Below are 22,765 nucleotides of genomic sequence, written 5' to 3'. Positions count from 1 at the left end.
TTACATGTTCCTTAGATGGGTCTCGGGCAAATGATTTCAATCCAATCGATCCCGGTGCCGTTTCCGCGCCTGTAAAAACTACGCCCGCTCCGGTAGAGTGCCGCGACACGTTAGGTACCCCGCCATGCTCAACGCCCGTCTCCTTCGCCTCGATGATCAGGCCCACGAACATGCCCACGACTACCATCAATTGGTGCTGTCGCTGGCCGGCAGCGCGGAATTCGAAGTGGACGGCTCGGGCGGGGAGGTCTGTCGCATGCGTGCTTGTCTGGTGCCGGGCCATGCCGAGCATGAGTTTGCTGGCAAGGGCGACAACCGCATGCTGATCATCGATCTCGACGAGCAAGACGTGAGTAATGATGATCCGCGCTTATTGGCCCAGTTGTTCGAGACGCCACGCTATCCCGCACTGGATGCCGATTTTCATAATCTGCTCAATTACGCTGGCGCCGAGCTTGCGCGCTACGGTAGCGATCCGCTGCTGGCGCGTGCGCTGGGTGGCGTGCTGCTGCGGGCGCTGCATTTGCGTGTATTCGGAGAGTCAACGCGGCGGCCGACCGGTGCGCTGGATATCTCCCGTCTCGATGCTCACATCGAAAGCAATCTGGCGCGACGGATCACCGTTGCCGAGCTGGCACAGGTGGTCTGTCTGAGCCCCAGCCACTTCCACGCGCAGTTCAAGGACAGCGTCGGCCTCACACCCCATCAATACTTGCTTAAAAGCCGCCTTGATCGAGCCAGCCGTTTATTACGGGAAAGTCCGTTGCCGCTGGTAAGAATTGCCGAAGAGTGTGGCTTTTCCAGCCAGAGTGCATTGACCACCGCCACACGACGTTATCTCGGACTGACGCCCAAAAGATTGCGCAGCAGCGACGAAACGACTGAGCCGAAAGCGCACCGATAAGGTGCGTTTGTCGTTATTAAGTCATTAGTTCGCATCGGCCTAGCGAACTTTCATGACGGCGTCTGACAGTCCGAAAACCCCGTAGCTTTCTGCAAAACTTCCATAGTTTTGCGCAACAACGCAAAACCCTCCCGCCGTAGATTCGCCTACCCGTTCGGCGAGCCGCTGCGCAAATTCGCGCGCGAGCATCCGCCAAACCAGATCCAGGCACAACAACACTCCATGAGAGGAGCGGCGCGATGTTCAAAGCCGGTCAAGTCTTGCAGGGCGATTTCGCCAACCTGAAAGCCGCCGAATTCTTCCCCGCCATCAGCGCCAACTACAGCGTTGACGAGGCGGCCTATCTGAATGAACTGCTGCAACTGGCCGATCCCGGCGAAGCGGGCATCGACGCCATTCGCCGTGAAGCCCGCAGCCTGATCGAAGCCGTGCGCGGTCGTGATAACGCCGTCGATACGCTCGATGCGCTGCTGCGTCAGTACAGCCTGGATACCCACGAAGGGCTGATGCTGATGTGCCTGGCCGAAGCGCTGTTGCGCGTGCCGGATTCGGCCACCGCCGACGCGCTGATCCGCGACAAGCTCAACGCCGCCGAGTGGGAACGCCACCTTGGCCAGAGCGACAACGTGCTGGTCAACTTCGCTGCCTGGGGCCTGGTAATGACCGGCAAGGTGGTCGACCCGGAAAACGCCGATGGCCGCCCGAAGAATGTCATCGGCCGTCTGGTCAAACGCTCCGGTGAGCCGGTGATCCGCGCCGCGATGAACCAAGCGATGAAGCTGATGGGCAAGCAGTTCGTGCTGGGTCGCACCATTTCCGAAGCGTTGAAAAACGGCCGTCCGGAACGCGAGAAGGGCTACACCTATTCCTTCGACATGCTCGGCGAAGCGGCACTGACCGTCGAGGATGCGCGCAAATACATGGCTGACTACCGTCAGGCCGTGGAAACCGTCGGGGCCGAGCCGCAGGTCGGTCCGGGCCCGCGCCCGTCGGTGTCGATCAAGCTGTCCGCGCTGCACCCACGCTATGAAGTTGCCCAGCGTGAGCGCGTGCTTACCGAGCTGTTCGCCAGCGTCCGCGAACTGGCGATCCTGGCGCGCAAACTCAATGTCGGCATTACCATCGACGCTGAAGAGGCCGATCGTCTCGAGCTGTCGTTGGAGCTCTATGAAAAGCTGATGCGCGACCCGGCCATCGCCGGCTGGGGCGAGTTCGGTCTGGTGATCCAGGCTTATTCCAAGCGCTGCCTGCCGGTGCTGGTCTGGCTGACGCTGCTCGGCAAGGAACTGGGCGCACGGATTCCGCTGCGTCTGGTCAAGGGCGCCTACTGGGACAGCGAGATCAAGCAGTGCCAGGTTCAGGGGCTGGACGGCTATCCGGTCTACACCCGCAAGGAAGGCACGGACACTTCCTACCTGGCTTGCGCCCGCTATCTGCTGTCCGAGCACACGCGCGGCGTGATCTACCCGCAGTTCGCCAGCCACAACGCGCACACCGTCAGCTGCATCCTAGCGATGGTCGGCGAGTTGAAGACGCCGCGTGAGTTCGAATTCCAGCGCCTGCACGGCATGGGCGACGCGCTCTACGACACAGTGATCGAGAAGTACCGCAAGAACGTGCGCATCTACGCGCCTGTCGGTGCTCACAAGGACCTGCTGCCTTACCTGGTGCGTCGTCTGCTGGAAAACGGCGCCAACTCGTCGTTCGTCCACCAACTGGTCGACCCGCGTGTGCCGGTGGAGACGCTGATCGACCACCCGGTGACCCAGCTGCGCCAGTTCAAGACCCTCGGCAACCATCGCATCCCGCTTCCGCCGGCGCTGTACGGCAACCGGACCAACTCGCAAGGCATCAACATGAACATCCAGACTCAGTGGAACGAACTGTCCAGCGCCTACCAGACCTTCCTCGACTGCCAGTGGCAGGCTGCGCCCGTCATCGCTGGCCATAAGCTGACTGGCGCGCCGCACAAGGTGCATTGCCCGTACGAACTCAGCCAGGAAGTGGGCACCGCCCAGTTCGCCACCGTCGACCAGGCCAAGCAGGCCATCGATGGGCTGGCCGCTTTCTGGCCGCGCTGGAACGCTACGCCGATCGAGCAGCGCGCACAGATTCTTGAACGCCTGGGCGACCTGCTTGAAGCCAACCGCGCCGAACTGATGGCCATGTGCACGCTGGAAGCCGGCAAGACTCTGCAGGACGGCATCGACGAAGTCCGCGAAGCCGTCGACTTCTGCCGTTACTACGCGCTGCAGGCTCGCCTGAAGCTTGGCCGCGAAGAGCTCAAGGGCCCGACCGGCGAGCGCAACGAACTGTTCCACGAAGGCCGTGGTGTGTTCGTCTGCATCAGCCCCTGGAACTTCCCGTTGGCGATCTACCTCGGGCAGATCACTGCCGCTCTGGTCGCCGGCAACACCGTACTGGCCAAACCGGCCGAGCAGACCAGCCTGATCGCTGCCCGTGCACTGGAACTGATGTTCGAAGCCGGCCTGCCGAAGGAGGCCATCGCCTTCCTGCCAGGCGACGGAGCCACGTTGGGCGGCGTGTTCTGTCGTGATCCGCGTGTGGTGGGCGTGTGCTTCACCGGTTCCACCGACACGGCGCGCATCATCAACCGCCAGCTGGCCGAGAAGGAGGGCGCTATCGCCACCCTGATCGCCGAAACCGGTGGCCAGAACGCGATGATCGTCGATTCCACCGCGCTGCCCGAGCAGGTGGTCAAGGATGCCGTCGGTTCGGCCTTCACCAGTGCCGGCCAGCGTTGCTCGGCCCTGCGCGTGCTCTACGTGCAGCGCGACATCGCCGACCGCGTGATCGAGCTGATCAAAGGCGCCATGGCCGAGCTGAAAGTAGGCCCGACCTACTTGCGCGAGAACGATCTGGGTCCAGTGATCGATGCCGAAGCCCGTGACGGTCTGCTGGCCCACATTCAGCAGCTCAAGGCGGAGGGCAAGTTGATTGCCGAAGCCAAGCTGCCAGGCAGCCTCAACGGTCACTTCATAGCGCCGGTCGCGTTCGAGATCGGTGGGATCCACGAGCTGAAGAAGGAGCAGTTCGGTCCCGTGCTGCACGTGGTCCGTTTCGATGCGGCGGATCTGGAAAAGGTCGTCGCCGACATCAATGCCACCGGCTACGGCCTGACCCTCGGCGTGCACAGCCGTAACGAGGAAACCGCGGCGCGCATCGAAGCCCTGGCGCGGGTCGGCAACCTCTACGTCAACCGTAATCAGGTTGGTGCAGTGGTCGGCGTGCAGCCATTCGGTGGATGTGGGCTGTCCGGTACTGGCCCGAAAGCGGGCGGCCCGAGCTACCTGCTGCGCTTCGTCAACGAGCGCACCACTTCAACTAACACCACAGCCGTCGGCGGTAACGCGTCCCTGCTTTCGCTGGTCGACGACTGATCCTCGACTTGGCAAAACCAGCCGGCGGTCCTGTTCAGGGACCGTCGGTGAAGTAGAACAACCAGAACAGTTGGCGGGTCGCTCTTCCGCCACTGACGGGCCCGATTGGGTCCGTCGCCGGTGATGGCACGAACCGCCATCGCCCTCTGCCAGGTGGGATCGGGAATACCCTCGCGCCCATCAGCAACAACTAACGAGGGAAAAAGATGAGCATCAGTACACCCACTCTGATCACGTTCGTGATCTACATCGGCGCCATGCTGTTGATTGGCTTCGTCGCCTATCGCGCCACAAAGAACTTCGACGACTACATCCTGGGGGGACGTAGTCTGGGCAGTTTCGTCACCGCATTGTCGGCAGGCGCTTCGGATATGAGCGGCTGGCTGTTGATGGGCTTGCCGGGCGCGATTTTCGTCGCAGGCCTGTCGGAAAGCTGGATTGCCATCGGACTCATTGCCGGCGCGTGGCTCAACTGGCTCTTCGTTGCTGGCCGTCTTCGCGTACACACCGAACGCAACAAGAATGCGCTAACGCTACCCGACTACTTCTCACACCGCTTCGAAGACGAAAGTCGTCTGCTGCGCATCTTCTCGGCGCTGGTTGTCCTGGTGTTCTTCACTATCTACTGCGCCTCCGGTGTGGTCGCTGGCGCGCGCCTGTTCGAGAGCAGCTTCGGCGTGCCGTACGATCTGGCGCTGTGGATCGGCGCTGCAGCAACCATCCTCTACGTGTTCATTGGTGGCTTCCTGGCGGTCAGCTGGACTGACACCGTGCAGGCCACGCTGATGATCTTCGCACTGCTGATCACGCCGGTGTTCGTCATCCTCGCGTTAGGCGACATGGGTGCGGCGATGGACACCATCGCCACGCAGAACCCAGCCGCCTTCGACATGTTCAGCGGGCTGTCCTTCGTCGCCATCATTTCGTTGCTGGCGTGGGGCCTGGGCTACTTCGGCCAGCCGCACATTCTGGTGCGCTTCATGGCGGCCGATTCGGTGAAGACCATCCCCAACGCCCGCCGCATCGGCATGGCCTGGATGATTCTGACCCTTGCGGGTGCCGTGGCGGTGGGCTTCTTCGGTATCGCCTATTTCGCCGGGCATCCGGAACTGGCCGGCCCGGTCAGCGAGAACGGCGAGCGTGTGTTCATGGAGCTGGTGATGATTCTGTTCAACCCCTGGGTTGCCGGCGTCATCCTCTCCGGCGTACTGGCCGCAGTGATGAGTACCCTCAGCGCGCAGCTACTTGTCAGCTCCAGCGCCCTGACGCAGGACTTCTACAAGGCCATGCTGCGCAAGAACGCTTCGCAGACCGAGCTGGTCTGGGTCGGCCGCGCGATGGTGCTGCTGATCGCCTTCATCGCCCTGGGCATCGCCTCCAACCCGGACAGCAAGGTGCTGGGCCTGGTGTCCTACGCCTGGGCCGGCTTCGGTGCTGCTTTCGGTCCGGTGGTGTTGATCTCGCTGCTATGGAAGCACATGACCCGCAACGGCGCGCTGGCCGGCATGGTCGTGGGCGCCGTCACCGTAGTGGTGTGGAAGGAGTTCATCGGCATGGGGTTGTACGAGATCATCCCGGGCTTCATCCTCGCCAGCATCGCTATCGTGGTCTTCAGCAAGATCGGCCAAGGCGCCTCGCCCAGCATGATCAAGCGTTTTGAAGACGCAGAAAACGAATACCACGGCCGCTGATTAACCGGCTGCCGTAACAAAGGAACCCCGCTGTCGATTACTCCGGCAGCGGGGTTTCTTTTTTCTATGAACTGCCGAGCGTTGGTCGGCTTCGGTTCAGTTCGTTCAGTCGTCGGCAATTAGATTCTCGCGATCATCCTTGGCACCTGCGGCAATCAGATGCTCGGCCTGGTCTTCAGGAACGTGCACGCTGGCGCTGTCGATATGTGCAACCGACATGCGCGCCGCCGGATCGGTGCTGACGCGAACATCCATGACCGCGCTGCGGTAGGTAGTGCCCTGGACGGTGGTGGAGCAGGTGCCGGTAGCGGTATCGATGCTGACGGTCATGGCAGACCTCCTGGTTTCGCTGTCAATGGAGCCCGTGCTGCGGATGCGGGCGGCTGTTACTTGTCAGACCGCCGCTGGAGCGATCGGTTTGCGCGGGGGTAGCGCAATGGTCGGTTTGAGAAGTAAAAAAATCGCTGATCAGGCAGTGGCAATAGGCTGGCCTGATCCTTCAACGCGCTGGTTGAGAATCTGCAGGATGCGGTGGTCGCCGAGGCTGTGCCGCTCGCCTGCTGGTGCGCCTTGCGTCCATGCGTGGGCAGGTGATCGATCGCTAGCGATTGCTCGCTGTGCCATCGGTCCTCAGGGCTGATCACCCAGCGAGTTGTACTTCTTCTGATGAGAACTGTCTGGTCACGAGCGAAGAGGACGTCGAGACGCTATGCTTTCCTACTGACTCGACCATCCATTGCCAGCGCTGCGCCACAAGCGTTCGCGTTTCGCCAGTGGCGGCGGAGCAATGCCTGCGCAGCACAAGGAAAAATTCAAATGAATGTGAGCACCCCGACTCTGATCACTTTCGTGATCTACATCGCGGCCATGATTCTCATCGGCTTCACCGCCTACCGCGCCACCAAGAACTTCGATGACTATATCCTCGGCGGGCGCAGCCTCGGCAGCTTCGTCACGGCGTTGTCGGCGGGCGCTTCGGACATGAGTGGCTGGCTGCTGATGGGCTTGCCGGGCGCGATCTTCGTAGCAGGCTTGTCGGAGAGCTGGATCGCCATCGGACTGATTGCCGGCGCCTGGCTCAACTGGATCTTCGTTGCTGGCCGTCTGCGTGTGCACACCGAGCACAACCACAACGCGCTGACACTGCCGGACTACTTCTCGCATCGCTTCGAGGATACCAGCCGGCTGCTTCGGATCTTCTCGGCGCTGGTGATTCTGGTGTTCTTCACCATCTATTGCGCCTCCGGCGTGGTGGCTGGGGCCCGCCTGTTCGAATCGACCTTCGGCATGGAATACAGCACCGCGCTTTGGGTTGGCGCAGCGGCGACCATCCTTTATGTCTTCATCGGCGGCTTCCTGGCGGTGAGCTGGACTGACACCGTACAGGCCACGCTGATGATCTTCGCGCTGCTAATCACGCCGCTATTCGTCATTCTGTCCCTCGGTGACATGGGCGCGGCGATGGACACCATCGCCGCGCAAGATCCTTCGAATTTCGACATGTTCAAGGGCCTGTCCTTCATCGCGATCATTTCACTGCTCGGCTGGGGCCTGGGCTACTTCGGCCAACCGCACATCTTGGTGCGCTTCATGGCCGCCGATTCGGTGAAGACCATCCCAAATGCGCGCCGCATCGGCATGGCCTGGATGATTCTGACGCTGGCCGGCGCAGTGGCGGTGGGTTTTCTCGGCATAGCCTACTTTGCGAATAACCCCGGCCAAGCCGGCCCCGTAACCGAGAACGGTGAGCGGGTGTTCATGGAGCTGGTTAAGATCCTGTTCAATCCCTGGGTGGCTGGGATCATCCTTTCCGGCGTCTTGGCGGCGGTGATGAGCACTCTCAGCGCACAGCTGCTGGTCAGCTCCAGTGCCTTGACGCAGGATTTCTACAAGGCGTTCTTGCGCAAAGGCGCTTCGCAGACCGAGCTGGTCTGGGTCGGCCGCGGCATGGTTCTGCTGATCGCCCTGATCGCCATCGGCATCGCATCCAACCCGGACAGCAAGGTACTTGGATTGGTGTCCTATGCCTGGGCCGGCTTCGGTGCCGCCTTTGGCCCGGTGGTACTGATTTCGCTGGTATGGAAGCGCATGACCCGCAACGGCGCGCTGGTGGGCATGCTGGTCGGTGCGATTACCGTGGTGGTATGGAAAGAGTTCATCGGCCTCGGGCTGTACGAAATCATTCCAGGCTTCATCCTTGCGAGCCTCGCCATCTATATCGTGAGCTTAATGGGCAAGGAGCCGGCACCGTCCATTCAGCAACGTTTCGAGATTGCCGATGCGGAGTATCGCGCGGGTTAGGTGATACGTGTCACGGCGTCACTGTGCTATGCGACCGATAGCACCTGCGAGCAGGGCGGGCGCGATTGTGGCAAGCGGCCCGTGCCAGGCGATCCTCTCTGACAATCTGCCGCGGAGTCCCAACCAGTGCCGTTTCGTCGATAAAAACCCCGTCAGGCGAAGCGGGCACGGTTGACAAACATGTGCATCGAAACGGTTTTTCTTGGCGATAAAAAACGCCCGACTGACGCATCGCTCAGGTCAGGTAGAACGCGTGCAAGGTTGTTTTACTCGCAATCGCTCTTCCCTTATGCTCCGTTGCGCTAACGAGACCGCACAGTCGGGCCCGAATGTGATTCATTCTTGTCGGCCCGCTTAGTTTCTCACGTTCGCCTCGTTGCCCTGGAGGGGGCCGCGATCGTTTTGTCGGGTGCCCGTATTGCCTTGGACGTATGCTGGCTGATGCCCCCTCAAAGTCCCGAAATTGCGGAGTAATGGAATGCCGGATCCGTTGCAGGTTCTCATTCTCGAGGATAGCCCGATCGATGCGGAGCTGGAGCTTCATGAGCTTCGCCGCGCGGGCTTCGAGCCTACCTGGACGCGGGTGCAGACAGAGGCTGAATTCATCGCCCAGCTCAGGCCCGATCTGGATCTGATCATTGCCGATTATCAGCTGCCTCAATTTACTGGCGTTCGAGCGCTGGCCTGCTTGCGCAAGGCGCAACTCAGCGTGCCGTTCATCATCGTGTCGGGTGCGATCGGCGAAGAGCTGGCGGTTGAACTGATGCGCGAGGGCGCCACCGATTATCTGCTCAAGGATCGCCTCGCTCGTCTTGGCGCCGCCGTGCGGCGGGCGCTTGATCAACGTCGCGATCGGCAGATCCGGGCGGAGGCTGAACGCGAGCGGGAGCGCTTGGCCGAAAAAGTTATCTATCAGGCTCGGACCTTCGATACGCTCCTTTCCGCCGTCCCCGATCTGCTCATTCTGATCAATGCGGATCGCCGTCTGAGCTACGCCAATCGGGCCGCACTGGATGCCTGGGGCGTGACTTTAGAAGGCATCGTCGGTAAGCGCATCGAAGAGTTGGAATTATGCGCCGACGCCACTGCGCGGCTGAGTGCCGCATTGGATGAAGCGTTGCTCGGCAGGACGGTGCGTAATGAGGGTGCTTTTTTGCCGCCTAGCGAAGCCGCCTTGCTCTACGAATACATCGTCAGCCCCGTGACCGACGGCGAGGGCATCGTGATCGCGGTTGCCTGCGCCGGGCGCGACATGACCGAGCGCGCTGCGGCTGAAGCGCGGATTCGCGGCGAACGTGAAATGCGCGAGCTGTTCATCTCAACGCTTTCGCACGACATGCGCACGCCCATGACGGCGGTGAAACTGAGCGCCGAACTGCTGATGCGCAAGAACCAAGGCGATGAAACCAGCGCAAAGTTGCACAGCCGCATCATCGAGAATATTGATCGAGTCGATGACATGATCCAGACCCTGCTTGATGCCGATCTGGTGCGAGCGGGTGGGCGCCTGTCGTTGAACATGCAGACATGCGGTTTGCGTCGCACTGCGCAAATAGTGATCGAGGAGCTGTCCGCCCTGTATGGCGATCGCTACCGGCTGTTCGCTCCGGCCGAGGTGGAGGGCCTTTGGGATTGCCGCCTGGTTCGCCGCATCCTCGAGAACTTGCTCAGCAATGCCGTGAAGCACGGCGACCCAGCCGCGCCCGTCTCGCTCAATATCCAGACCGAAGGCTGCGACGCGATTCTCAGTGTGCACAATCAAGGTGCGCCGATTCCGTCGGAAGATCATGCCATTCTCTTCGAACCGTTCCGCCGGGCCTCGTCCGAGCGCAACAGCAACCTCGCCGGTTGGGGACTAGGGCTGTCCATGGTGAGAGCAGGTGCCGAGGCGCATGGCGGTAGCGTGAGCGTTTCAAGCAGCCGCGCGGAAGGCACCACTTTCTCGGTCCGCCTGCCAACGTCCGTCTGATGCGCTGGCGATCGTCATTCAATCAACGGGCAGCCCTGCTCGTATTCGTCCAAAGGAAGGCCCCCGTTGCGTAGTTCAGGCAATCCAGCATTATTGATCATGACCATGATCGCACCGTTCGCGCTTTGGGCAGCGCATGCTGACGCTGCCCAAAGCGCGCGCCTGCCAGATCTTTCCATCGAGGCTTTGGCGGAGATGGACGTGACCTCGGCCTCGAGACGGCCGGAGCCGCTATCCGGTACCGCCGCCGCGATCTTCGTAATCACCGTCGAGGACATCCGGCGTTCCGGCGCCACCAGCATCCCTGAAGCCTTGCGGCTGGTTCCAGGGTTGCACGTGGCGCGCATCGACAGTCGTCGCTGGGCCATTAGCAGTCGCGGCTTCAATGGCGAGTTTGCCAACAAGCTGTTGGTCATGATTGATGGCCGTAGCGTCTACACACCGGTGCATGCAGGGGTTAACTGGGATTCACAGGATGTGCTCCTGGCCGATATCGAGCGTATCGAAGTGATCCGCGGGCCTGGCGCTGCCCAGTGGGGTGCCAATGCCGTTAACGGCGTTATCAATATCATCACCAAGTCCTCTCACGATACTCATGGCGGTATTGCGTCGCTGACGATGGGCAACGAGCTACAAACCAGCGCCGTGCGCTGGGGCGATGCGTTGGGCGAGACCGGCAGTTACCGCGCCTATGCCAAACAGCTCCGCCGCGATGATTCGCCACGGGCCACTGGCGATGCGGGCGATGAGTGGAGCCAGGAACGAGTGGGCTTCAGAAGTGACTGGGCACCACAGGCCAACGCGTTCACGCTGCAAGGCGACCTCTATCAGGGTGAAGTGGGGCGGCTGTTTCCGGCGGTGTCGTCGCCGACTCCGCCTTATAACCAGCCTAAGCTCATTGAGAGCGACACCCGGGGTGGCAACGTGCTGGGGCGCTGGACGAATACCCAATCGGCTGACAGTGAAACCTCGCTGCAAACCTATTTTGACTGGTACCAGGCGCGGCCATTGCAGATCGAGGAGGAGGTGTACACCTTCGATCTGGATTTTCAGCATCACCTGCGCCTGAACGATACGCACCAGCTCGTGTGGGGCGGAGGCTACCGGCACATTCGCGATTCATTCGCGCGGAGCTACACCATCTCGTTCGATCCGGACAGGCAGACCAGTGACATTTTCAGCGCCTTCGCGCAGGACACCATGGCGCTGACCGATACGCTGGCGTTTACGCTCGGGACGAAGGTCGAGCACAACGATTACACGGGCTTCGAGTTTCAACCCTCGGCTCAGCTGAGCTGGACGCCGAACGAGCAGAACACCCTGTGGGGCTCGGTGTCCCGGGCGGTTCACACCCCCAGCCGGGCGGACAACGATGTCCGTGTGCAGGTCATTAGTCCGACCGCTCCGATTCGGGTGGTGATCTCTGGTAGCGACTCGGTCGACGCTGAGGAGGTGACAGCCTACGAGCTCGGCTACCGCGTATCGCCGACGGCCGGTTTGTTTTTCGATCTCACGCTGTTCGTCAACGATTACCGAGAGTTGCTGGGTACCCGCACTGGCATGCCCTATGTGGGAGACGATGGCCGTCTGGTGGTTCCGGCGAGCTTCGCCAATGGCGTGGATGGCCGGGCCTGGGGGACGGAGCTGGCGGCGCGTTGGCAAGTGTTGCCGGCCTGGCGCCTCGACCTTGCCTACAGCTCGCTGAAGATCGATCTCGACGCTGCGCCCGAAGTAGCGGGCTCGGATGCATCGGAGAATGCTGCACCGCAGCAGCAGTTCAGCCTTTTCTCCCGCTACGACCTGGGCGAGCACTGGAACCTGGACGCTGTCGTTCGGCATGTCGACCGGCTTGAGGCGTCAGGCCTCCCGGCTTATACCGAGCTCGACGCCCATGTCGCTTGGTCACCCGTGCCGGAATGGAGCCTCAGCCTGGTCGGACAGAACCTGCTGGACGCGCAGCACCCGGAGTTTGTCGACATCGGTGCCGAAGTGGAGCGCGCCCTGTACGTGCGCGCGACTCACAGGTTCTAGTCGCATGCCTTGTTCATTCTTTCAGCGTGATCGTAATCCATCGCTACGGGCTCGCCCGTTCGCGCTGGGTGCCCTGGCTGTGTTGATGTGGGCGTCGCTCAATGGCTTGGCGTTTGCGGCTGCAGACGAGTACGACATCAAGGCCGCGTTTCTGCTGAATTTTGCCGACTACGTCGAATGGCCGGCTGGTTCAGGCCCCAGGTCCGACGCGCCGGTACGCATCTGCCTGGTGGGTGTCGATCCCTTTGGCGCTCGGATCGATCGATTGCTGGCGGCGCGCTCTACGGCCAAGCGGGCGCTGATCCTGCACCGCATCGATCTGCCTACAGCGGCACAGGGCTGTCATATCGCTTTCGTCAATCCGCCCCAACCGAGCATGGCCAAGGGCTACCTGCAAAGGCTTCCCGCTGGGGCAATACTGACGGTCGGCGAGGGTGCGGCGTTTGCCGATGACGGCATGATTGCGCTTCACATGGTGCAGGGGCGGGTCCGGCTGATCATCAATCTTGCCCAAGCGCGGCGCGAGCAGATTCAGCTTAGTTCGCGCTTGCTTTCTCTCGCTCAGGTGAGGGAATGATCATGGCTGGTTTTTTGCGCAACCTGCCGATCGGCACGAAGATCATCGCGGCGATTCTGCTCGCCAGTACCCTGTCGCTGATGGGGGCCGCGGTGGTCATCATTGGCTACGAAGCCAATACCGCGCGTGATCGCATGTCGGCTGAACTCCTCGGCCTGGCCAGGCTGTTGGCGGTCAATACAGAGGCCGCGTTGCGTTTTAACGACGAGGCGGCGGCGGCCGAAAACCTTAACTCGCTGGTGGCGCAGCCGCATATCGTCAGCGCGGCGGTTTATTCAAGCGACGGCTCGCTGTTTGCCGAATACCGTGCTTCGCCTCTCTTCGAGGTTCCTGAGCAGGCGCCGACACCCGGTGAGCGTTTCAGTAGCCAACAGCTCGAGTTGGTTTATCCCATCGGGCCACAAGACGACCCTGCGGGTGTCGTTTACCTGAAGACCGATCTGGCGCCACTGACTGCATTCATCAAACGGTACGCGTTAATCGTCGTCGGCATGTTCGGCGCAGTCTGGCTCTGCGCTGCGCTGTTGGCAGCTTTATTACAACGGGTCATTACCGCGCCGATTCTGCGCATCGTCGAGGTGGCGCGGGCAGTCACCGATCGCTCCGATTACAGCCTGCGTGCCGACAAGCAAGGCACCGATGAGATTGGCGACCTGTCTGACGCGCTGAACCAAATGCTGGCGCAGATCCAGACGCAGCATCAGCAGTTGGAAAAGACCTATTCGGACCTGGGCGTCAAGCACGACAGCTTGCTCAGCGAGATGAGCGAACGGCGCAAGGCCGACGAGGCTCTGCGTGCACTCAACGCCGAACTTGAATCGCGCGTGGCCGCACGCACGGCTCAGCTCGAGGAGAGTAACCATGAGCTGGAGAGCTTCAGCTACTCCGTCTCGCACGACCTGCGTGCGCCGTTGCGCGGTATGGATGGTTTCAGCCGGATCTTACTTGAGGAATACGGGCCCCGACTCGATGCGGAGGGGCTGCGGCTGATCGGGGTGATCCGCCAGAATTGCGCAAGCATGGGCCGGCTGATCGACGACCTGCTCGCTTTCTCGCGGCTGGGACGCAAACAGCTGAGCAAAACGAAGGTCGATATGGAAGACCTCGTCGCCGACGTGATTGCCCAGCTGGCCGCAGTGCCAGGCGAAGACTTGCCATCGATCGAACGGGGGCCATTGCCTACCGTCGCCTGTGACCCATCGCTGGTTCGACAGGTTTGGACCAATCTCATCGCTAATGCCGTTAAATTCAGCAAAGGCCGGAACACTCCGCAAATCCGGATATGGGCTGAACAGCGGGGCCGCGAGCAAGTTTTTGTCGTTGCTGACAACGGCGTGGGCTTTGATATGGATTACTACGAAAAACTGTTTGCCGTGTTCCAACGCCTCCATGGCAACGATGAATTCCCCGGCACAGGCGTGGGTCTGGCAACGGTCAAGCGGATCGTTGTCCGCCACGGCGGCCAAGTTTGGGCTCAGGCCAAGCCCGACCAAGGGGCGACTTTCTATTTCAGCCTGCCAGAAGGGAACGATGATGGCCATGTCTAACGACATTCGGATACTGTTGATCGAAGACAGTGCCACCGATGGGGAACTGACCATTCGCGCGCTCGGCAAGCACGGCCTGGCCGAGCGCGTCACCTGGCTCCGCGACGGCGCGCAGGCGTTGGACTATCTGTACAGGGCCGGCGCTTATGCCGAACGCGCCGAAATCCCGCGCCTGCTGATTCTGCTCGATCTCAAACTACCGAAGGTCGGAGGCCTGCGCTTGCTCGAACGCCTCAAGGCCGACCCGGACAAGGCGAGCATTCCTATCATCGTACTCACCTCGTCTGCCGAAGATCGCGACCTCCAAGAGGCCTACAGGTTGGGCGTCAATAGCTACCTGGTCAAACCATTGGAATATCAGGCATTTATGGATGTGGTGAGTCACGCCGGCTGGTATTGGGTTCTGAACAACCGGTTACCCTAGCGGCGGTTACAACACCGACTGTGCTGGTCATGCGGTTTTTAAAACTGCGCATGACTGCTGCGCTTTTGGTCTATGTGCAAATATCGTTGGTTGATTCTTGCATCGTTGCAGGAATCTGTAGGGGCGAGCTTGCTCGCTAATTCCTGGCTAGCGCGGTGTCAGGCAAGACACCATTGACTGCGTCGGTGGTAGCAACCACGGTCGGCTAACGTCAGCCCGTCGCACTTTGCTGCCTGGCATCAGCTACGTGCGTTAGCCAAATCTTTCGAACAGCTCAGCTATCTCACCACCCAAGGCGCTAGCCTGCCGGCAGGCTGCGTTCGAAGCTGGCCCGCGGGGTAAAATTTCCGACGAAAGGCTGCTACTGGAAAGAAACAAGCCATACCTCGACATAGAGCGGGCGCGACGGTGTCGTGGGACACGGAGCCGCTCGCCGGACTTCCTGCGCCGCGTTGCACCCCGGTCGGCTTGCGAACATTCGTCTAGCCTGGCAAGTCGTAGGCAGTTGCCACGCTGATATGAGTGACATGTAGCGTCTTCGCTCAGCAATCTGGCGCAAAGCTCGCATCGCTAGAACAAAAACAATAATTCAGGAGACTTCCCATGCTTCCAAGCAAGTTGGCTTCAGCCTGTGCACGTGCCGTTGTCGGCGTAATGCTAGTTGGTACGATCGGAATTGCCGCTGATGTTCAGGCTCGGTCAAAACCCATCAAACCACCGGTATCGCACAGCGAATCACGTGAGCAGGATTCGCGCATCTTTGTTCCGATCGTATCGCCGCTGGCGGCATTTCCGGGGCTGCCAAGTGAGCGTTGGACCGGCATCTATCAAGGCTCGTCCTACCAAATAGAAGTTCCGCCGAACTGGAACGGCATGCTGATCATGTACGCGCACGGCTACCGAGGCACAGGACCGGAACTCACCGTCGGGCCACCACCGATCCGTCCATGGCTGTTACAACAGGGCTACGCCTGGGCCGCTTCCAGTTACAGCAAGAATTATTACGATGTGCGCGCCGGCGTCGAAGATACCAATGCCCTGGCGCTGGCCTTCAGCAGCCTGACCGGCAAGCCGCAGCCGTCCAAGACCTATATCACCGGACATTCAATGGGCGGCCACGTCGCGGCAGCGGCAGTAGAGGCCGAGACATACGCTACCGCCAACAACCCGATGCGCTACAGCGGCTCGGTGCCCATGTGCGGTGTCACTGGCGATGTCTATGAGTTCGAGTACCTGATGAATTTCACCCTGGCCGCGCAGCACCTGGCTGGACTGGGGCCAACCACGTTTCCGGCGACCGATTTCCAGGCAAAGCTGCCGCAGATCATCGGCGCCCTCTGGAATACTTACCCGACCGTGCCGTCGGCTCAAGGGCTCAAGCTCGAAGGCATCGTGCGCGAACTCAGCGGCGGCGAGCGCCCCATCTTCGCCGAAGGCTTCCGCACAAGCCTGCAGAGTGTGGTGCTCGGTACAGGCGGTCGAGATGGTTCGGTTGACGGGATACTCGCCGACTCGCTCACCGGCAATCTCGCCACGCGCTACCAGTTCGATACGCGCAAGGCGATGTCCCGTGAAGAGCGCGAGTTCAACGATTCGATTATCCGTGTGATCGGCCATCCGCCAGCCAACAGCATCCGCCCGGACGGCCTGCGCTGGATTCCAGTAGTAAACGGCCAGTTCAACGTCCCGGTGGTCAGCATCCACACGCTCGGTGACCTCTATGTGCCGTTCATCCATGAGCAGATCTACCGCCGCAACGCTGTAGCCAACGGCAACGGCGACCTGCTGGTACAACGTGCCATCCGCGCTCCCAGCCACTGCGACTTCAGCTACCAGGAACAGGTCGAAGCGATGGCAGCGATGCTGCAATGGGAACAGCAGGGCATCAAACCGGCCGGCGACGACGTCATAAACCCACGTGTCGTCGCAGATCCCGCCTATGGTTGCCGGTTCACGCGTAACGAAGGTGTTCCAACGCGTGCATTGCTGCCGGCTTGTCCTGAGAGTTGATGCAATAGCGTCTTGAACGAAAAAAGCCCTGCTTGTGCAGGGCTTTTTATATCTGAAATCTTTCTCAGGCGTTCCCCTGCGACGATCCACCGTGCAGGCTCGAGTTGCCCCAGCTCCGGAGAGCATTCTGCTTGATGCTCGATATTTTCCAATCGCCCTGTATGTCATCGAAGAGGAATTCATAACTTCCACACGAGTGGAAGAAATCCTCGCCTGAGCCGGCAGAGTCAAAACGAAGAATCAGATAGTTGCATCGCGCACTGACAGTACGCTCATCTGCACGCGCGATAAGAAGGTTGGAAAAGCTATGGTGCTTGGCCAACTTATCAATCGCATTCTGCCGGCGGCTAACGAAGTCTTGGCCACTCATCGTCGTGGGCTGCTCCCGACCCGAGGACGAGTAATCAATCGCCACCTGAGGCGCAAGGCATTCGACCATGGCAGGCCAGTCCCGTTGATCAAAGGAAAGGAAAAACTGACAGAGCAGGTCATTGATCTGCAAGAAGATGGTCGTATCTATGGCTTTCAAAAATATGCTCCGGTGGATAGCTAATATTCAATAACTCAGCACTGCACAGCTAGTGCGGGGACAATGAACGGATAAGCGAGTCAGCTCGGTCTGTCACGTTATTTGACCTATGCCGCTCCAGCGAGAGCTGCGGGCGCAGCAACTCATGTGCAAGCGTATATGTGAGCATCCGCACCGGCATGTTCAAACCGGACGAATCCAAGTTCGCCAAAGGTGTCGTCTGTGAACTGCCGTACCGACAACACCCGCTACATCACTCGCGCTGCTATCGCCGGGCTGGAGTTTATCTAATGAAGGCTTTCCTTCAGCGAGGTTGTATTGCTGATGGGCCTGTGCCAGCGCGGGGTCATGGGAGATCAGCGCCCAGTGGGTACGCAATGCCCTCAGGCTGGGCCGCGTACCCACTGGGGTATACAGCTTCGACTCATTGCGGATCGTTTTACTGTTGGAGAACGCTGGTTATGTTGCCGCTACCGTTCTGAACGACGCTCGCTGAATTACTGCCAAGCGATTGAGCTTGCGTCAGGAAAGCCTGGTTGCCGTGACCCGTTTGGCTGATGAGCGCTTCATGGGCGTGAAATTCTTGGCGGGCTTCTATCTGGTTATAAGACCCAACCTGAACGATTTCCAGGCTGTTGTTGTTTCCAGCCTGCGAAGTTACCACCGTGTTGTAATCGCCTTCTGAGTATCCGGTTAAGCTACTGTTCTGCCCGGCCAGGTAGGCGTCAAGCTCGTTTCCTGTGCCGCGTTGTATATAGTCCAGCGAGCTGTAGCCGTCACCAGCTTCGATCTGCGCGATGTTGGCGATACCAATCTGCTGTAGAAATACATCGGCGGCAGGGTAGCGTCCGGAGAACTGCTGTATGTTCGCCTGGTTGGCGATGCCGTTCTGTTCGACCACAGCGAAACCACCACCAATGCCGGTGCTTACCTGTTCCAGCTGCACTAGGTTAGCCGTACCGGTCTGCTGAATTTCTGCAGTGCTGAAGCCGGACTGGTCCACTTGGACGATGTTGCCTTGACCGATCGACACCACGTCAAGCTGGTTGCCTACCCAGGACTGCCTGGCATTGAGTTGGTTGCCAGTACCCTCCTGATGGATAGTCGCAGTAACGGCAAGCTCGTCACGAGACTCATGCTGTTCGAGCGTGGCGCTATTTGCATTCCCTGTCTGATAGATATACGCGCTTGCCATCCCGGGCCGGCTTCCATTCACCTGATAAATTTCGGCGGTATTCAGCGCTCCTACTTGCTCGATGCTTGCCTGACCACCCTCGCTGCTGGTGCCAGATTGGTTAGTGAGTGCGCCGTTCTCCGTGCCGTTCTGCAGGATGAAGGACCGCTGCATGACGCCGCTCTGCGTCTGTTCTGCGCTGTTATCAATGCCGTTCTGTTCTACCTCAGCCACATGTTCGTTGGCTAATACGCTGCCGCTTACCGCGAATAAAAGCGCTGCAGTTAAAGGAGTGATTTTAGACATTGGAATCTCCTGTTCGCATTGGATTAGCTCCGTACATCACAGGCGAAGCAAGGAGAGTGTTGTCGGTCCGTTCAGGTTGCGGTATAGGTCAAAAGAGCCAAACGGTGGCTGACGGGGATTAGCTCCTTTCCTCGTGCATGCCGGCCTTTTTTGCAGTGATCATGTATTTGCCACAGTTCCCAGCTGCGGTTTCGTCTATGGCATGTAGTTGTTGGCAGCCGCGCATGCGGGCTGGTATCGGCTGCCCGTCTGCTTGAAGACGACCTCGGCAATTTTCGGCGTTCGCGGTAGATCAGGGCCACGTTTGTAGTTTTGGCACACTCTGTTGAAGTCGATCTGGTCGTTTACGACTGCCCACTTGAACTGTCCGCCGACGCGCTGCTTGTTATAGCTCGCTCTCCTAGCCCCAATTGCTTAGGTGGGTCTGACGGCTTACGGAGCGCGTCTGCCTACTGCTGGATGAATTCGCAGCGTAGTAGCGAGCCGGGGGATGGCTGCATTTTGTTTACGGTGGGGCGGGGCGTGCAGTTGTCGTCGCTGGGAACAATACCGACGCGAACTCACGGGGCCTGCCAAAGCGATGGTATCTGGAGCGGGCGAAGGGAATCGAACCCTCGTCATGAGCTTGGGAAGCTCAGGTAATGCCATTATACGACGCCCGCGCAGGCAGCCTTTGTACCAGAAGGGCGGGGCGAGTTGAAGCTTATGAAGTGGTTTTCCCCGTTGTTTCAGATCTGCTCGATTTCCTCTGGAGTCAGGCTGCGGTATTGGCCGGGGGCGAGGGTGGGATCGAGCTGCAGTGGGCCCATGCGTTCGCGGTGCAGGCTGGTGACCTTGTTATTGAAGTGGCCGAACATGCGTTTGACCTGATGGTAGCGGCCTTCATGTAGGGTCAGGCGTGCCTGATGCGAGCCGAGCGGTTCGAGCTCGGCGGGCAGGGTGGTGAGGTTCTCGAAGCGAAAGTAGAGGCCTTGGGCGAAGCGGTCGATGCAAATCGGGTCAATCGGATCTTCGGTTTCTACCCGGTAGGTCTTGCCGAGCAGGCTTTCGGGTTGGGTCAGACGGCGCGACCAGAGGCCGTCGTTGGTGATGATCATCAGCCCGGTGGTGTTGAAGTCCAGCCTCCCGGCGATGTGCAGCTCGTCCTTATCGGGCTCGTTTAGCAGATCCAGCACCGTGGGGTGTTGCGGATCGGCGGTGGCGCTGACGCAGCCGGCCGGTTTGTTCAGCATAAAGAAGCGAGCGGGCTTGCCTGCCTGCAACACGCAGCCGTCCAGCTCGATACGGTCGAAGATGCGGACGTCATGGGTGCCGTTACAGACCGTCTTTCCATTTACCGAGGCACGGCCCGAGGCCAGCAGCAGGCGCGCCTGGCGATGGCTGCAGTGGGGTAGGTTGGCGAGAAAGCGATCGAGGCGCATCAGGGTTTTGCGGGCAACTCGCCGCGAGCGCAGCGCGGGCAGATGCAGGCTTTATTCAGCGCGTCGTCCGGTATCCGTTCACGGACCTCGGGGGCTATCTCGGCGCTAAAGCACCAGCACGGCTGAGTTGCGGTAGCCGGGTTGGACAGGCTGCATTGATTCGATTGGCCGCAAACTGGGCATTTACTGGGATCGGGTGTCTGATTCATTACCGCCTCCGGGGAATGTCAGCAGCTCGCTGTGGTGAGACGGTCAGTGGGGAATCGAAGCGGGAGCCCTGCGTTGCGCCGGGCTCCCGTGCTGTTACGTCGTTACTTAACGCGCTGACCAGGTTTAGCGCCGCTGTCGGGGCTGAGCAGGTAGATCTCTTCACCGCCAGGGCCGGCGGCCAGCACCATGCCTTCGGAAATGCCGAACTTCATCTTGCGCGCGGCCAGGTTAGCGACGTACAGGGTCAGGCGGCCTTCGAGCTTGCTCGGGTCTGGGTAGGCGCTCTTGATGCCGGAAAAAACGTTGCGCTTGGCGTCGCCGATATCCAGGGTCAGGCGCAGCAGCTTGTCGGCACCTTCGACGAACTCGCATTTCTCGATCAGCGCGATGCGCAGGTCAACCGCGGCAAAGGCGTCGAAGGCGATTTCGGCGGCGATCGGCTCCTTGGTCAGTTCGCCATTGCCTTGGGCTGGCGTAGCGGTTTCAGCAGAGGCGAGGTCTTCCTTGGATGATTCAATCATGGCTTCGATTTTGGCAGGCTCGATACGGGTCAATAGCGGGGTGAAGGCGTTTAGCTGATGGTTGCTTAGCAGCGTCTGAAGGTCAGTCCAGCCCAGCGGCTCGACGTTCAGGAAGCGCTCGGCGTCGGCGGCCAGGTTTGGCAGCACTGGCTTAAGGAAGATCACCAGCTGGCGGAACAGGTTGATGCCGGTGGCGCAGATTGCCTGGACTTCATCCTGCATGCCGTCCTGCTTGTTCAGTGCCCAGGGCGCCTTGTCGGCGATCCAGGCATTGGCGCGGTCGGCCAGCGCCATGATCTCGCGCATGGCGCGGGCGAAATCACGGTTCTCGTAGGCGTCAGCTATAGAAGGTGCAGCGGTTTGGAAGGCGTCGGTCAGTTCCGGCGCGGCGTTGCGGTCGACCATCAAGCCGCCGTTGCCCTTGTGGATAAACCCGGCGCAACGGCTGGCGATGTTGACCACTTTGCCGACGAGGTCGGAGTTGACCTTTTGCACGAAATCTTCGAGGTTCAGGTCCAGGTCGTCCACGCCGCGGCCCAGTTTGGCCGCGTAGTAGTAGCGCAGGTATTCCGGGTTCAGGTGATCGAGGTAGGTGCGCGCCTTGATAAAGGTGCCGCGCGACTTGGACATCTTCTGCCCGTTCACCGTCAGGTAGCCGTGCACGGCGACGGCGGTGGGCTTGCGGTAGCCGGCGCCTTCGAGCATGGCAGGCCAGAACAGGGTGTGGAAGTTGATGATGTCCTTGCCGATGAAGTGGTATAGCTCGGCGCTGGAATCCGTTTTCCAGAACGTGTCGAAGTCCAGTTCCGGGCGGCGCGAGCAGAGGTTCTTGAAACTGGCCATGTAGCCGATGGGCGCATCCAGCCAGACGTAGAAATACTTGCCGGGCTCGTCGGGGATTTCGAAGCCGAAGTAGGGCGCGTCACGGGAGATGTCCCATTCGTGCAGGCCGCCGTCGAGCCATTCGGCGATTTTATTGGCGACCGAGTCCTGCAGACTGCCGCTGCGGGTCCACTGTTTGAGCATCGCCTCGAAGTCGGGCAGCTTGAAGAAGAAGTGCTTGGAGTCGCGCAGCACCGGCGTGGCGCCGGAGATGGCCGAGCGTGGATTCTTGAGTTCGGTGGGCTCGTAGGTGGCGCCGCACTTTTCGCAGTTGTCGCCGTACTGGTCCTCGGCCGCGCACTTCGGGCAGGTGCCCTTGATGAAGCGGTCGGCGAGGAACATACCCTTTTCGGGGTCGAAATATTGGGTGACCGAGCGCGTGGCGATGTGGCCTGCGTCGCGCAGCTTGGTGTAGATCAGGCTCGAAAGCTCGCGGTTTTCTTCCGAGTGGGTCGAGTGAAAATTGTCGAAGTCGACCAGGAAGTCGGCGAAGTCGGCGCTGTGTTCGGCCTGCACATTGGCGATCAGCTGCTCGGGCGTGATGCCTTCCTTTTCGGCGCGCAGCATGATGGCCGAGCCATGGGCGTCGTCGGCGCAGACATAGATGCACTGGTTGCCGCGCAGCTTCTGAAACCGCACCCACATGTCCGTCTGGATGTACTCGAGCATGTGGCCAAGGTGAATCGAACCGTTGGCGTAGGGCAGGGCACTGGTAACGAGGATCTGACGGGCTTCGGACATGGGGGAAATCTGCAGTCGGGGTTGCGAAGTGAGTCGGTCACTATAAAGGTGCGAGGTTTTTTTTTCACCCGCACTGGCGCGGCTGGTGCCGGTCGAATACCGAGTGCCGCGCCATGTTGACGCGGT

General features: G+C 60.3%; 16 protein-coding genes and 1 tRNA gene. 10 read left to right on the top strand and 7 right to left on the bottom strand.

Going from position 1 to position 22,765, the window contains the following annotated elements:
• Window positions 1–124 precede the first annotated feature (124 nt).
• From D7241_RS18730 to putP (D7241_RS18720), 3 genes are all read left to right on the top strand, one after another.
• Complete coding sequence (locus D7241_RS18730) at window positions 125–904, top strand: helix-turn-helix domain-containing protein (protein WP_408102791.1); 780 nt, start codon at window positions 125–127, stop codon at window positions 902–904.
• Window positions 905–1,143: 239 nt separating this feature from the next.
• Complete coding sequence (gene putA / locus D7241_RS18725; RefSeq protein ID WP_408102790.1) at window positions 1,144–4,305, top strand: bifunctional proline dehydrogenase/L-glutamate gamma-semialdehyde dehydrogenase PutA; 3,162 nt, start codon at window positions 1,144–1,146, stop codon at window positions 4,303–4,305.
• Between the two features lie 206 nt (window positions 4,306–4,511).
• Window positions 4,512–5,996: a sodium/proline symporter PutP gene (gene putP / locus D7241_RS18720; RefSeq protein ID WP_408102789.1), complete on the top strand. Its 1,485-nt coding sequence runs from the start codon at window positions 4,512–4,514 to the stop codon at window positions 5,994–5,996.
• A 105-nt stretch (window positions 5,997–6,101) separates the two neighbouring features.
• On the opposite strand, the gene D7241_RS18715 is transcribed toward putP (D7241_RS18720), so the two are convergent.
• A complete protein-coding gene (locus D7241_RS18715) occupies window positions 6,102–6,326 on the bottom strand; it encodes a DUF3203 family protein (RefSeq protein WP_255981477.1) in 225 nt (74 codons plus the stop codon).
• Window positions 6,327–6,812: 486 nt separating this feature from the next.
• Here D7241_RS18715 and putP (D7241_RS18710) point away from each other — a divergent pair, with 486 nt between their 5' ends.
• From putP (D7241_RS18710) to D7241_RS18680, 7 genes are all read left to right on the top strand, one after another.
• A complete protein-coding gene (putP, locus tag D7241_RS18710) occupies window positions 6,813–8,297 on the top strand; it encodes a sodium/proline symporter PutP (RefSeq protein WP_408102788.1) in 1,485 nt (494 codons plus the stop codon).
• A 478-nt stretch (window positions 8,298–8,775) separates the two neighbouring features.
• Window positions 8,776–10,266, top strand: a complete 1,491-nt coding sequence (locus tag D7241_RS18705; RefSeq protein ID WP_408102787.1) for an ATP-binding protein — start codon at window positions 8,776–8,778, stop codon at window positions 10,264–10,266.
• A gap of 99 nt (window positions 10,267–10,365) precedes the next feature.
• Window positions 10,366–12,297, top strand: a complete 1,932-nt coding sequence (locus tag D7241_RS18700; protein WP_408102786.1) for a TonB-dependent receptor plug domain-containing protein — start codon at window positions 10,366–10,368, stop codon at window positions 12,295–12,297.
• Between the two features lie 4 nt (window positions 12,298–12,301).
• The gene (locus D7241_RS18695) at window positions 12,302–12,874 is read left to right on the top strand and encodes a YfiR family protein (protein ID WP_408102785.1); all 573 of its coding nucleotides are present in this window, start codon (window positions 12,302–12,304) and stop codon (window positions 12,872–12,874) included.
• 2 nt (window positions 12,875–12,876) lie between these two features.
• Window positions 12,877–14,421, top strand: a complete 1,545-nt coding sequence (locus D7241_RS18690) for a sensor histidine kinase (protein ID WP_408102784.1) — start codon at window positions 12,877–12,879, stop codon at window positions 14,419–14,421.
• Entirely contained in the window at window positions 14,414–14,845 is a 432-nt protein-coding gene (locus D7241_RS18685; protein ID WP_408102783.1) for a response regulator, read from the top strand. Before D7241_RS18690 ends, D7241_RS18685 begins: the two co-directional genes overlap by 8 nt.
• A gap of 603 nt (window positions 14,846–15,448) precedes the next feature.
• Window positions 15,449–16,855, top strand: a complete 1,407-nt coding sequence (locus D7241_RS18680) for an alpha/beta hydrolase (RefSeq protein ID WP_408102782.1) — start codon at window positions 15,449–15,451, stop codon at window positions 16,853–16,855.
• Window positions 16,856–16,919: 64 nt separating this feature from the next.
• On the opposite strand, the gene D7241_RS18675 is transcribed toward D7241_RS18680, so the two are convergent.
• From D7241_RS18675 to metG, 6 genes are all read right to left on the bottom strand, one after another.
• Window positions 16,920–17,384: a nuclear transport factor 2 family protein gene (locus D7241_RS18675; protein ID WP_408102781.1), complete on the bottom strand. Its 465-nt coding sequence runs from the start codon at window positions 17,382–17,384 to the stop codon at window positions 16,920–16,922.
• Window positions 17,385–17,823: 439 nt separating this feature from the next.
• Window positions 17,824–18,864 carry a hypothetical protein gene (locus D7241_RS18670; protein ID WP_408102780.1) on the bottom strand — a complete coding sequence of 347 codons (1,041 nt, stop codon included), beginning with the start codon at window positions 18,862–18,864 and terminating at the stop codon, window positions 17,824–17,826.
• Window positions 18,865–19,452: 588 nt separating this feature from the next.
• A tRNA-Gly gene (locus D7241_RS18665) sits at window positions 19,453–19,526 on the bottom strand.
• 66 nt (window positions 19,527–19,592) lie between these two features.
• A complete protein-coding gene (locus tag D7241_RS18660; RefSeq protein WP_408102779.1) occupies window positions 19,593–20,285 on the bottom strand; it encodes a pseudouridine synthase in 693 nt (230 codons plus the stop codon).
• The gene (locus D7241_RS18655) at window positions 20,285–20,494 is read right to left on the bottom strand and encodes a cysteine-rich CWC family protein (protein WP_408102778.1); all 210 of its coding nucleotides are present in this window, start codon (window positions 20,492–20,494) and stop codon (window positions 20,285–20,287) included. Before D7241_RS18655 ends, D7241_RS18660 begins: the two co-directional genes overlap by 1 nt.
• Window positions 20,495–20,596: 102 nt before the next feature.
• Window positions 20,597–22,639, bottom strand: a complete 2,043-nt coding sequence (gene metG, locus D7241_RS18650; RefSeq protein WP_408102777.1) for a methionine--tRNA ligase — start codon at window positions 22,637–22,639, stop codon at window positions 20,597–20,599.
• Between the last annotated feature and the right edge of the window lie 126 nt (window positions 22,640–22,765).

It is taken from the genome of Stutzerimonas sp. VN223-3 (assembly GCF_045999685.1).
GTDB lineage: Bacteria > Pseudomonadota > Gammaproteobacteria > Pseudomonadales > Pseudomonadaceae > Stutzerimonas > Stutzerimonas stutzeri_AR.
This window is presented reverse-complemented; position numbering and strand designations above follow the sequence as displayed.

What these genes read in the sequence shown, in the direction of transcription:
- D7241_RS18730 (WP_408102791.1), top strand. Translation starts at nt 125, where the DNA reads ATGCTCAACGCCCGTCTCCTTCGCCTCGATGATCAGGCCCACGAACAT.
- putA (WP_408102790.1), top strand. Translation starts at nt 1,144, where the DNA reads ATGTTCAAAGCCGGTCAAGTCTTGCAGGGCGATTTCGCCAACCTGAAA.
- putP (WP_408102789.1), top strand. Translation starts at nt 4,512, where the DNA reads ATGAGCATCAGTACACCCACTCTGATCACGTTCGTGATCTACATCGGC.
- D7241_RS18715 (WP_255981477.1), bottom strand. Translation starts at nt 6,326, where the DNA reads ATGACCGTCAGCATCGATACCGCTACCGGCACCTGCTCCACCACCGTC.
- putP (WP_408102788.1), top strand. Translation starts at nt 6,813, where the DNA reads ATGAATGTGAGCACCCCGACTCTGATCACTTTCGTGATCTACATCGCG.
- D7241_RS18705 (WP_408102787.1), top strand. Translation starts at nt 8,776, where the DNA reads ATGCCGGATCCGTTGCAGGTTCTCATTCTCGAGGATAGCCCGATCGAT.
- D7241_RS18700 (WP_408102786.1), top strand. Translation starts at nt 10,366, where the DNA reads ATGACCATGATCGCACCGTTCGCGCTTTGGGCAGCGCATGCTGACGCT.
- D7241_RS18695 (WP_408102785.1), top strand. Translation starts at nt 12,302, where the DNA reads ATGCCTTGTTCATTCTTTCAGCGTGATCGTAATCCATCGCTACGGGCT.
- D7241_RS18690 (WP_408102784.1), top strand. Translation starts at nt 12,877, where the DNA reads ATGGCTGGTTTTTTGCGCAACCTGCCGATCGGCACGAAGATCATCGCG.
- D7241_RS18685 (WP_408102783.1), top strand. Translation starts at nt 14,414, where the DNA reads ATGTCTAACGACATTCGGATACTGTTGATCGAAGACAGTGCCACCGAT.
- D7241_RS18680 (WP_408102782.1), top strand. Translation starts at nt 15,449, where the DNA reads ATGCTTCCAAGCAAGTTGGCTTCAGCCTGTGCACGTGCCGTTGTCGGC.
- D7241_RS18670 (WP_408102780.1), bottom strand. Translation starts at nt 18,864, where the DNA reads ATGTCTAAAATCACTCCTTTAACTGCAGCGCTTTTATTCGCGGTAAGC.
- D7241_RS18660 (WP_408102779.1), bottom strand. Translation starts at nt 20,285, where the DNA reads ATGCGCCTCGATCGCTTTCTCGCCAACCTACCCCACTGCAGCCATCGC.
- D7241_RS18655 (WP_408102778.1), bottom strand. Translation starts at nt 20,494, where the DNA reads ATGAATCAGACACCCGATCCCAGTAAATGCCCAGTTTGCGGCCAATCG.
- metG (WP_408102777.1), bottom strand. Translation starts at nt 22,639, where the DNA reads ATGTCCGAAGCCCGTCAGATCCTCGTTACCAGTGCCCTGCCCTACGCC.